The sequence below is a fragment of the Streptomyces sp. NPDC002499 genome (assembly GCF_053595415.1).
Map to the genome: position 1 here is coordinate 437,288 of NZ_JBSFXO010000001.1, position 11,170 is coordinate 448,457.

Here is an 11,170-nt window from a genome sequence, read left to right on the forward strand (position 1 = left end):
GCGTGCCTGTGGGCGAGTCCACCGGGGTGCACTGGATCCACGGTGGGCGAGCCGGCCTGGCCCTAGACGCGTACCGCCGACCCTCGCTCGCTCATCACCGGCGCGCACAGGATCCGCTTCCGCCGCACCCGTTTCCCCTCGATCGCCGCGACCGTCAACCGGGCCGCCTCCGCGGCGATGCCGGCCTGTCCCCAACCAACCGTGGTCAGCGGCGGGGTGAGCACCCGGGACACCGGGTGGTCGTCGAAGCCGACGACGGAGACGTCCCGCCCGACCTCCAGCGAGACCTCGGCCGCGGCGGCGTAGACCCCGTAGGCCAGGGAGTCGGAGAAGCAGAAGACGGCGGTCGCGGGCCGCGGGCCCTCGAGGACTCGGCGCGCCACCGCCGTCGCCTCGCCCAACTCCTGTGGGCAGGGGACGAGTTCGGTGTGCAGGCCGAGGCGCCCGGCCGCTTCGGAGACGTAGACGTCGGCGGGCCGGTCGGGGGTGCTGGGGCGGGTCGGGGTCAGGACGGTGACCCGGCGGTGGCCGAGTCCGTGCAGGTACTCCAGGACGGCGTCGATACCGGCCCGGTTGTCGAAGATGACCTGCCCGGCCGTACGGGCCTTCTGGAGGGAGTCGCCGACGGCCACCACGGGGAGGGCCTCGGCGAGCGCGGCCCATTCCTCCGCCGAGGGGTCGACCGGCGACACGAGCAGCGCGTCGACGCGCTGGTCGCGCAGTTGCTTGGCGAGCGCCAGTTCGCGGTGGGGGTCGCCGCCCGCGTCGACGGTCAGCGCGTAGCGGTCGCAGGCCAGCAGCTCCCGGCCGATGGCCGCCATCAGCTGCTGCTGCCACAGGTCGCTGAGGTCGCCCGCGAGCACGCCGACCATGCTGGTGCGGCCGCTCGCCAGGGCGCGGGCGATGGGGTCGGCCTCGTAGCCGAGTTCGGCGGCGGCCCTGCGGACCCGTTCCTCCGTCTCCTTGGAGACCTGTTTGCCGCGCAGGGCATAGGAGACGGCGGCGGTGGAGAGACCGGTGGCCTCGGCCACCTCCCGGAGGGTGGTGCGCTTTGCGGGCCTGGCCATGTACGGAAGCCTACCGGGGCCGTTCCGCCCGGTCCCGCCGCCGCGCCCGCGCGGCTACCGGTGCCCTTGACACACACTCTTGTTAATCGCTTAACTTAACCGCATCAGTGAAGCGCTTAACTACCCAACGACCGAGCCCCGCCCACGCCGCGCTCACAAGGACCGCCCCGTGCCCACCGACGTCCACCAGCACTTCTGGCCACCCGAGTTCACCGAACTGCTCCGTGCCCGCACGACACACCCGTACCTCCACGGCTGGACCCTGCGCCTGGCGGGCGAGCCGCCGTACGAGGTCGACCCGGCGGACCACGACCTCGCGGCCCGCACCCGCCTCGCCGCCGCCGACGGTCTCGACCTGGCCCTGGTGTCGCTCTCCGGTCCGCTCGGCATCGAGTACCTGCCGCCCGCCGAGGCCGTACCGCTGCTGACGGCGTTCCACGACGGTGTGCTCGCGCTCCCGCCGCCGTTCGGCGCCTGGGCCTCGACCTGCCTGTCGGCGCCGGAACCGGAAGCGGTCGAGCGCGAGCTCCGGCGCGGCTGCGTGGGACTCCAACTCCCCGCCACCGCACTGCTGGACGAGGCCGGCTGGCAGAGCTGCGCGCCGCTCCTGGACGTCCTCACCCGCCACGACAAGCCGCTCTTCGTGCACCCCGGAGTCGCCCCGCCGACGCCCGGTGCTCCCCCGTGGTGGGCCGCGCTCGTCCCCTATCTCCAGCAGATGCACGCGTCCTGGTTCGCCTTCCGGGCCTTCGGCCGCGCGCGTCACCCGCGTCTGCGTGTCTGTTTCGCCGCGCTCGCCGGTCTGGCGCCGCTGCACGGCGAACGGTTCGCGGCCCGCGGGGGCGGGCGCGGCGAGGTGGACTTCGACGCGTTCTACGAGACCTCGTCGTACGGCACGCGCGCGGTGGACGCGCTCGTGCGGGCCGTCGGCATCGACGTGCTCGTCGCCGGCAGCGACCGCCCCTACGCCACCCCTGCCGACCTCGGTGCGGACGCCGCCGCCCACGCCGTGCGCACCATCAACCCCGCCCGCCTCCTGAAGGGAGCCACCCGATGACGTACGACGCCCTGCCCGACCGCTCACTCGACAAGCGCGAACTCCAGGCGCTCGTGGACGAACTCGCCGCGCGGCCCGACCTGTGGCGCGAGCAGGTCGCGTTCTCCGACGAACAGCGCCACTACGCCTCCCTGTACCGCGACGAGTACGTCGACGTCTGGCTGCTGTGCTGGACCAGGCAGAACGACACCGGCTGGCACGACCACGACATCTCCTCCGGCGCCGTCGGTGTCGTCCAGGGCGCGCTGAACGAGTCCAACCCGCGCATCGGCGGCACCCATCTCTCCGTCACCGTCCCCGCGGGCCAGTCCTTCTGCTTCGGCCCCGAGCACATCCACCGCCTCACCGGGGCGACCGACGACGCGGTCTCCATCCACGCGTACTCGCCGCCGCTGTGGCGTCTCGGCCAGTACGACATCACCGAGGACGGCCTGATGCGCCGCATCTCCGTCTCGTACGCGGACGAACTGCGGCCGTTGGATGCGCCGGCCGCGTGAGGAGCAGTGTCAGAAGCTCCAACACCCGCTGGAGCGGTCAGAGTTCGCGCGTCCGTACGTGTACGTGACCGGCAAGGGGGTACGCCGGCGGTGCCGCGGGCAGGCGCGTGGTCAGTTCGTACCGGCTCTTCTGGGCGACGCGGCATGACGCCGCGTTGTCCAACTGGTGCAGGAGTTCCAGGCGCGTCAGTCCGTCACCGGGGAAGGCGGCGAAGGCCCAGTCCGTGAGCGCCTGCAGTGCTCTGGGCGCCACTCCCCGGCCGCGCGCATGCGCCGCGGTCCAGTAGCCGACCTCGGCGGACGAACCACCCGGAGTGACGTTCTTGAGGACCACGTGGCCCGCCAACTGCCCCTCATCACCGGTGGCTTGGGATTCCACGATGGCGAATCCGAAGCGGTCCCCCGTCTCCCATCCCCGTTGCTGCTCCTGAACCCACCGCGCCGCGCTCGCCTCGTCGTGCACAGCCGAGTTCGTCCAGCGGCGCAGGACGTCATCGCGATACAGCTCAACCAGTTCGGCGGCATCCGTCAGGCGCCAAGGACGCAGGATGAGGGCCGAGGCTGACGGTGTGGCGTCTGCCTCCAGTCGTGCGCCGATCTTGTCCATCGGACGAGGGTATGTGGCCGTAGTGGCTCTGAGCGCTTCGTTCGGCTGTGCGGGACCGTGAGGCTGTTGCGTCATCGCGACGCCCGTGTGCGCAGAGCCGTGACGGACCAGTCGATCACCGGGGCGAGGGGGTCCGGCGCCTGCCAGCCGTTGATCAGGGCGAGCAGTTGGAGGTAGCGGTCCCTGCGCGGATCGCTCGCGGCTTCCAGACGGTGCAGCAGCCACCTGTGCGGTGTGGGGTCCTCGGAGCGGCCGTGGGCGAGCGCGCATCGAGCGGTGAGCGCCGCGACGACCGGATCGGCCTGGGGCGAATCCGGGCTGATGCCGGACGCCGCAACTGGTCCGACGAGATCACGGGTGACGGCGACCACGTCCGGGCGCGGCGGTACGGCGGAACCGTCGGGCAGGCCGGCCGCATGGTCTTCGGTCAGGCGCCGCACAGTGGCTCGGAAGTCCGGGTCCAGGGAGAGTTCTGCCAGCTCCACCCATGCCCTGACCTGCTCGTCCGTAGGGTTGTCGGGCAGTTCGGGTGTCATGGAGCGCCGAGCTGCGGCAAAGCGGGAGTCTCTGCGCGGGCCGCCGAAGACGCTGTCGAGGAAGTCGTCGATCAGGCGTCGGCGTTCGGCTTCGGACAGCGTGGCCAGCTGGTGCATGAGTTCCATCTCCTTGGGGGTGGGCTCGCGTTCGGCGGCGGCCGTCAGCACCGCCCGTCGCAGACGCAGGATGCTGATCTGTACGTCCAGTGCGGCGGCGTGCTCCGCGGCGACTTCGCCGAGTGTGAGTTCCTGGTCCACGACTTGCCGGATCATGTCGAGGCCGAGCCCCAGTTCGCGAAGTGTCCGCACGAGGGCAAGGCGGGCGACGGCCTCCGGGGCGTAGCGCCGGTAGCCGGCGTGAGTGCGGTCGGCGGGCGTCACGATGCCGCGATCGGAATAGAACCGGATCGTCTTGACCGTCAGCCCGGTGCGCCGGGCCAGTTCACCGATCGAGTAGAGGGTGTCGCCGTCCATGAGCCCACCCTCCTGTCTCCCCCTGGAGGAGACTCAAGTCTGCGCTCACCCGCAACTGTCTTCAGCCAGGCGACGTCAGCGCGGCTGTGGGCCTGTGGAAGGACTACGTCCACGCCCCGGTGGTCGAACCCTAAGACGTGATTTCAGTTGGTGTGATCTTGCGGCAGTCCGGGGTGATGCGTGACGGCCTTCCGCCGGTTCGTCGAGTGGAGCGAGGCACGTGGACAAGGGCTACGCCTACCGGTACCTGCGGCGGTGGCCGTCCTCCCGGGGTATCCGGCACCACCTCGCCCGCAAGGGCATCGAGCCACCCCGACGCCGGGCCGGCATCAGCGGGCCGTGCAACGGACTGCGCCCTCGCCGTCCGGCCGCCATGGCCGCCATCGCCGCTATGAACGCAAACGGGAACGCTTCCTCACGTTCACTGCCATCCCACCACCCTTATATGCCACCGCCGACTCACCTACTGAAACGGCGTCTTCAAGGCTGTCCCGGAAAGAACTTCTGCTCAGGATCGGCGAGGTAGTCATCATGATCGTCGCAGGGTGAAGCTGCGGTCAGCAGCGTGGCCGTGCAGCCGGACCAAGGGCAGCCCTGCGGTAGCCACCGTTCTGGTGAGGAATTGATAGTGGCAGGTCCTCCCTCGCCTTTGACGCCGAGCTGCCCAAGGGTCATCCGGCTTCTGCACGCTCAGGTGTTCTCGCTGCTGCAAATTACACCAGCCCGTTGGCGACCACGGATGCCGAGCCAGTTCGCGTGAGCATCTGCCGTCAACTCTTGCCGGGTCAGACAAAACCCTGACACGGACGCTTCTAGGTGGCTAGACTCAAGCGCTCATAGCGGTTCCGGCATGCCTTGTTCTCTGGGGGAATCAGTGGCAGACGTCGTCAGTGCGGCCCTCGGCCTGGTTCTGAGAAGTGCAGCTCAGCCCGCAAAGGCAGCTATCGGGAGGAACCAGGCTGTCATTGCGGTCCTCCGTAAATTGCACCTTGACCCGGCTGTCCCCCCGGCAGACTTTGACACCCTGTATGCCTACACCCTTGTCGAATGGGGTTACGGAAAACCTGATCCGGTTCTGCAGTTCTTCAAGGACCAGTACATGAAGCAGGCCGTCAAGGATTCTCTGAGCTCCGGAAACTGGGACTTCCTGAGGCGTGAGGCAGACCTGGTGTTCGAAAGGAATCAGGAGACTGGAGAATTCGGCAGAATCGACTACGACCTCCGGAGAGAAGTGGCCGGATTCACGGACGCGTTCCACCGGCTCATCGACCGTAGTAGGACTGCCGCCCAAGCCAGACTTGAGTCAAGGGTCGAGAACATCCAAGAAGTCGTAGCTCGGATCGACCGAACCCATACAGCTGAAGAGAGGCACCGGCAGGAGATCGACCCACCGAGGGCATCGTCGACGTCGGCTGAGCGACTCGCAACGGACTTGCGATCCTGGTTCGTAGCGGTCAAGACAAACCTGCAAAACGTCGTTTACGAGAACTCCGAGGAGTTCCTGTGGCACGTCGATGTACCAGTACGCCGAGGACGCTACGACCGCGTAGTCGTGCTCGGCATCGGCGGTGAAGTCGGTGCGCATCATGTGCAGACCCTTGGCCGTTTGGTCGACGACCATGCGGCGGCAGAGGGATGGTGTGTCTCGACGCGCCGGGTGAGCAAGGCAGCCAGAGAGTCGGCAGAAGCAGCAGAACAATCACTCTTCTGCTACACCTTTGACGAACTTATCGATGAAGAGGCGGACTTCGAACCCTACATCGATTGGCTTGAGGAAGAAATTCGGCGCCGCCACATCGATACACGATATGTGCCCCTGTCCTGCAGCAAGGACGACATCGACCCGGCCAGCGGGACGACTACCAGTAAGAGTACATACGATTGGCGAGAGGGTGGGCTGGAGAATTATGTCCGATCCTGGATCGAGGATCCGACCAAGAAACATCTTTCCCTTTTGGGCGAGTTCGGAATGGGAAAGTCCTGGTTCTCCCTGAAATTCGCCTGGGAAACGGCCAAGATCTGGCGCGAGGCCAAACGTCTCAAATTGCCAAGGCCCAGGCTTCCTCTTGTCATTCCGTTGCGTGACTATGCAAAGCGTGCCACAGTCGAATCCATGCTGTCGGAATTCTTCTTCCGCAAGCACTCGATCCTGCCGGGCGGCTATTCTGTCTTTCTTGAGTTGAACCGCATGGGGCGGCTGCTCCTGATTTTTGACGGTTTCGACGAGATGGCGGCCAGGGTTGACAGAAATGCGATGGTGAGTAATTTCTGGGAGTTGGCCAAAGTCGTCGTGCCGGGATCCAAGGTTCTCCTGAGTAGCCGCACGGAGTATTTTCCCGAGAGCAAGGAGGCCAGAGACCTGCTAGGGGCTCGGATCTCAGCATCGACGAGTCTGGTAGCAGTTGACGCCCCCACCTTCGAGATAGTAGACCTCGTTCCCTTTGACGACGAACAGGTCAAGATGATGCTGGGCCACATCACGACGCCTGACCAGGCCTCCATGATCATGGCGCGGAGTGAAGTTCTCGACCTCATGCGCCGCCCGGTCATGTCAGAGTTGGTGCAGGATGCGCTTCCGGAGATCTCCGGCGGGGCCATCATCGATCTGGCCCGCATCTACCTCTATGCGGTCCGTCGGAAAATGGACCGTGACATCGAGGCGGAGCGTACGTTCACGTCAAGGGCCGACAAGGTCTACTTTCTCTGCGAGGTCTCCTGGGAGATGCTGCAGAGCGGTTCTCTCAGCATGAACTACAGGGAGTTCCCAGATCGCATCAGATCGTTCTTCGGTGCGGAGGTAGAAAGTTCACGCGACCTGGACTACTGGCAGCACGATATGCGTGGTCAGGGGCTGCTGATCCGTAATTCCGACGGCGACTATACTCCGGCCCACAAGTCGCTCATCGAGTTCTTTGTTGCATACAAGTTTGCTGCAGAGCTCGGCATGCTGGGCGGCGAGTATCTCGGCCTGTTGACCGACACGGGAGAGGGACTGCCTGACAACTCGACCGAGCAGAGTACACGCTACCGCTGGTCGCAGTACTTTTCGCTACGCCGCATCGACGGGCAGCTCCCCTTGCTGTCGGGGTTCGCCATCGAGCCCACCGATCGACTTAGGGAAACGTTTGGGAACATGGTGCCCGACTTCAGTACATTCCCCTTCCTGTCCGCCATAATTCGTGATTTCCCGGATTCGAGAGATGCCTTGCTTTCGGTCCTGCACTCCACCGTGGGAAAGTCCGATGAGGTCGGTTTTATCGGGGGTAACACGTTCACCCTGCTGCGGGGATTCTCGATCGAGGAGGACGGTAGCGCTGATGTCGATCTGCGTGGAATGAACCTCAGCGGAATTAACGGGAACCATGACCTTGCATTTCAGGATCTCTCCCACAGGGATCTCCGAGAGGTGAATCTAAGGGGAGTTGATCTGCAATGGACCGACCTCCGGCACTCGGACCTTACTGGGGCGCATCTGGACGGCCACTCAATTCTTCGTGGTGGCGTGGTGATCGGCTGGGACCACGTCGGATCAGACAATTCCGTCTTTATGTTGGACCATCGCAGTCTGTACTACTGGCCTGCAGGCACGCCGGGTTCGTCGCTGCGGAAGTTCAATGGGGTTCTTGCGGAAATGCCAGCGAAGAGGCGAGGGGTTTACGAGTCGCTGAAGGAATCCCACATCTGGGTGTCGGGAGGTTCTGAGTCACATTTGTTTGACGTGCGAGAAGGTCGCAAGGTGCGCACCGTTCCCCTGCGGGTGACTGGAGAGTTGTCATCTTGTGATCGCCGCCTCCTGACGGTTTTCCACCCTTCGGATGAAGTGATCGCGGATCTGGTGGACCCTGACTCCTTGGAATCTGTTGGCCGCGTGAATTTTCCGACCGACTCCCCCAGGGTCTTTTGGGAATCCTCCCTCAGACTGGTCAGCATCCTCGAAGACAGCATCGTCATTCACATTTTCGATGCTGATGAACTCAGGTACGACCGGGAGGCAGCTCGCATTCCGTTCAGTAAGCGCGACGAGAGTTTCTGGTTGAGTGATAACTCGCTGGCGATTGCGCACAACGATGGAGGCGAATGTCGATTCTACGATCTGAATGGACGCCTTATAGGTACTCCACCGGTTTCTGTATTCTCGGCCGGGAGGCGGAACGACTGGGAGGCTCGATTCTTTTGGACAGAGTCCGAGAAATTGCTCGTCAGTACCACCTCGACGGGCGTCGAAGCGCGAAGCCTGGAAGACGAATGGCGCCTAGTCTGGTCCCATGATGTCGCTCTGGGAGTGAACAGCGTCGGCTTGAGCCCGGATGGCACGCATTTCGTCAGCCAATCGGAATCCGGTGAGCTTGCCATACGTTCGTGTGCTTCCGGCACACCTCTGCACCGGGTGTCCTTCAACGAGGCTCTCACCGGGGTAAAGATCTCTCGCGACAGCGGACTCTCTCCTGCTGTCCTCGATGCCGTTCAACTCGCAGGTGGTGAGATCGTCGACTAAGACGTCATTTCACTTGGTCAGCCTGCGGTGACATATGAGGGTCGCTGACGGAGTCGATCGCGCACCGCGACCAGTCCAGCTCGCCCCGGGCGCCGAGTTCGTCCAGGACAGGCGGTGGAGTTTGGCCCACACTCTGGCCTCGATCCAGTCGGTGAACCGCCGAAAGGCGGTGACCCCGGACAGGCCGAAGCCTGGCGGGAGTTGATTCCAGGTGCAGCCCGAGGTGGCCACGAAGACGCTCGCCGCCAGCACCTCGCGGTCCCCTCGCCGACGATGTCCTCCGCCTTGCAGTCGGATCGGCGCCGGCGGCACCACCCGCTGAAACAACGTCCACAGCTCTTCCGGCGTCATCCGCTCGACAAGCGCAGCAGTCATCACCCAGACTGCCGCAAGATCACGCCAACTGAAATGGCGTCTAAGTCGCCCGCCCGGACGTGGACTCGGAACGGCCACCCCTCCCCGGCTTCACCGCCGTGGGCTCCCCGTGTCCCAGCCACGGCCGGGCGAGCAGTATCAGCGCGACTCCCGCCGCACCGGCGGCGATCAGCATGATGACGGCCATGGGCAGGGAACTGTCCTCTCCGAAGAGACCGACGACCGGCGCGGCCAGTGCCCCGAAGAGGAACTGGAAGCCGCCCAGGAGCGCGGAGGCGGCGCCGGGCGCGCCGCGGCCGAGGGTCTGGCCGAGAGCCATCGTCGAGGGAATGACCAGGCCGATGCCGAGAACGGTGACGAACAGCGTGGCCCAGGTGCCCGCCAGGGTCTCTCCCGCGGTCGACACCAACAGCACCTGGGCCACGGCACCGAGGGCCGCGACGGCCACGCCCGCGCAGAGCAGCGCGTTCAGGCCGACGCGCGAGGCGAGTTGGGAGAAGGCCGCACCCGAGATCAGCATGCCGACGGCATTGCTCGCGAAGATGAGGGAGTACGTCGTCGAGGAGACGCCGTGCAGGTTCTCGAAGACGAAGCTGGAGCCGCTGACGTAGGCGAACAGCGCCGCCGAGACCATCGCCAGGACGAGGACGTAACCCATGAACGTACGGTCGGCCAGCAGGGTCCCCATCGCGCGGAAGGTGCTCGGCACGCCGCCCCGGTGCCGTCGCTCGGGCGGCAGTGACTCCGGGACACCGCGCACCACGCCGAACACCAGCAGGACGCCCAGGACGGCGAGGGCGACGAACACCGCACGCCAGGTGGACACGGCCAGCAGCGCTCCGCCGAGTACGGGTGCGGCGATCGGGGCGACACCCATGATCTGGGACAACACGGCGAAGTAGCGGGGCAGTTCGGGCCCGTGGAAGCGGTCGGTGAGGACGGCTCGGGCGAGCACCATGCCTGCCGCTCCGGCCACGCCCTGGAGGAAGCGGGCGCCGGTCAGGACGGCGATGTTCGGTGCCACGGCGCAGGCGAGGGAGAAGACTATGAAGGCGATCGCGCCACCGGTCAGGAGTCTGCGGCGGCCCAGTCCGTCGCTGATCGGGCCGATCAGGAGCTGGCCCACGACGAGTCCGGCGAGGAAGGCGGTCATGGTCAGTTGCACGGCGGAGCTGCTCGCCCCGAGCGAGTCCCCCATCGCGGGGAAACCCGGGACGTACATGTCGATGGCGAGCGGGGCCACCGCGGTCAGCGCGCTCAGGACCACGACCAGCGTGATCGCGGATCGCCGGGACGGATCGGAGTCCGGCGGGGAAGGGACTGCGACGGGGACGCGTGAGGAGGCGCCAGAGGAGGGGGACGGCGATACCATGAAGGAAAGGTAACTGATGATTCACTGGTTAACAAATAGTCGCGACACCCCGGAAGCGAGAACACGAGCCGCATGCCCTCCACCCCCGCCGAGATCCGCGCCCAGTGGGCCGAACACCACCCCGAGCTCGACACCTCCCCCATGGAACTGGTGGGCCTGCTCAAACACGCCACGGGCCTGCTCGCCCATGCCGTCGAACCCCTCTACGCCGGCGCCCCGCTCACCGCGCCGGAGGTCGACATGCTCATCCCGCTCCGGCACGCGAAGGATCCGATGATCGCCCGCGGTCTGGCCGACGGCCTCGGTCTCTCGCGCGCCGGTGTCAGCAAGACCCTCGCGAAGCTGGAGAAGCGCGGTTTCATCGCCCGCACCCCCAACCCGGCCGACCGGCGCGCCGCCCTGGTCACCATCACGCCGGCCGGCGCGCAGGCCGTCGACGCGTTCTTTCCGCGCCAACTCGCCGCCGAGGTCGCGTTGCTGAAGGGACTCGGCGAGGACCGGGAGCAGGTTCTGCGGGCGCTCGGGCGGCTCGTGGAGGTCATGGAGGGACACGGGGGCCACAACTGACGCTGCCCACACGGCAATTCAGACAGTTCACACAGAACTGAACAGGGTCGGGAAACTTCGAAGCGAAGACTCGCTCAACCGTGCGAGATCGATCGATGACTGTGTGTACTGTGCTGCGCATGC

At 65.9% G+C, this 11,170-nt stretch carries 8 protein-coding genes and 2 pseudogenes; 5 read left to right on the forward strand and 5 right to left on the reverse strand.

Annotation, left to right across the window (positions count from 1 at the left end; all coding sequences use genetic code 11):
* Positions 1-62: 62 nt before the first annotated feature.
* The gene (locus ACWD5F_RS02005; protein ID WP_451250162.1) at positions 63-1,067 is read right to left on the reverse strand and encodes a LacI family DNA-binding transcriptional regulator; all 1,005 of its coding nucleotides are present in this window, start codon (positions 1,065-1,067) and stop codon (positions 63-65) included.
* Between the two features lie 169 nt (positions 1,068-1,236).
* On the opposite strand from ACWD5F_RS02005, the gene ACWD5F_RS02010 reads away from it, so the two are divergent.
* Together ACWD5F_RS02010 and ACWD5F_RS02015 are read left to right on the forward strand one after the other, a co-directional pair.
* Positions 1,237-2,124 carry an amidohydrolase family protein gene (locus tag ACWD5F_RS02010; protein WP_451250163.1) on the forward strand — a complete coding sequence of 296 codons (888 nt, stop codon included), beginning with the start codon at positions 1,237-1,239 and terminating at the stop codon, positions 2,122-2,124.
* The gene (locus ACWD5F_RS02015) at positions 2,121-2,621 is read left to right on the forward strand and encodes a cysteine dioxygenase (protein WP_401724631.1); all 501 of its coding nucleotides are present in this window, start codon (positions 2,121-2,123) and stop codon (positions 2,619-2,621) included. The genes ACWD5F_RS02010 and ACWD5F_RS02015 overlap by 4 nt, the downstream gene beginning before the upstream one ends.
* 37 nt (positions 2,622-2,658) lie before the next feature.
* Here the strand turns inward: ACWD5F_RS02015 and ACWD5F_RS02020 are convergent, their stop codons facing one another.
* Complete coding sequence (locus ACWD5F_RS02020; RefSeq protein WP_451250165.1) at positions 2,659-3,228, reverse strand: GNAT family N-acetyltransferase; 570 nt, start codon at positions 3,226-3,228, stop codon at positions 2,659-2,661.
* 71 nt (positions 3,229-3,299) lie between these two features.
* Positions 3,300-4,238, reverse strand: coding sequence for a MerR family transcriptional regulator (locus ACWD5F_RS02025; protein ID WP_451250167.1), 939 nt, complete (start codon positions 4,236-4,238; stop codon positions 3,300-3,302).
* A gap of 208 nt (positions 4,239-4,446) precedes the next feature.
* Between ACWD5F_RS02025 and ACWD5F_RS02030 the strand changes: the two are divergent.
* Both ACWD5F_RS02030 and ACWD5F_RS02035 read left to right on the forward strand, forming a co-directional pair.
* Positions 4,447-4,708, forward strand: a pseudogene (locus ACWD5F_RS02030) (IS5/IS1182 family transposase); the annotation flags it as partial.
* A 404-nt stretch (positions 4,709-5,112) separates the two neighbouring features.
* A complete protein-coding gene (locus ACWD5F_RS02035) occupies positions 5,113-8,733 on the forward strand; it encodes an NACHT domain-containing protein (protein ID WP_451250169.1) in 3,621 nt (1,206 codons plus the stop codon).
* Between the two features lie 43 nt (positions 8,734-8,776).
* Here ACWD5F_RS02035 and ACWD5F_RS02040 read toward each other — a convergent pair.
* A pseudogene (locus tag ACWD5F_RS02040) lies at positions 8,777-9,108 on the reverse strand (transposase); the annotation flags it as partial.
* A 40-nt stretch (positions 9,109-9,148) separates the two neighbouring features.
* On the reverse strand, positions 9,149-10,480 hold the full coding sequence (locus ACWD5F_RS02045) for a multidrug effflux MFS transporter (protein WP_451250171.1): 1,332 nt from the start codon (positions 10,478-10,480) through the stop codon (positions 9,149-9,151).
* A gap of 72 nt (positions 10,481-10,552) precedes the next feature.
* On the opposite strand from ACWD5F_RS02045, the gene ACWD5F_RS02050 reads away from it, so the two are divergent.
* On the forward strand, positions 10,553-11,047 hold the full coding sequence (locus ACWD5F_RS02050) for a MarR family winged helix-turn-helix transcriptional regulator (RefSeq protein ID WP_451250172.1): 495 nt from the start codon (positions 10,553-10,555) through the stop codon (positions 11,045-11,047).
* Positions 11,048-11,170: the final 123 nt, after the last annotated feature.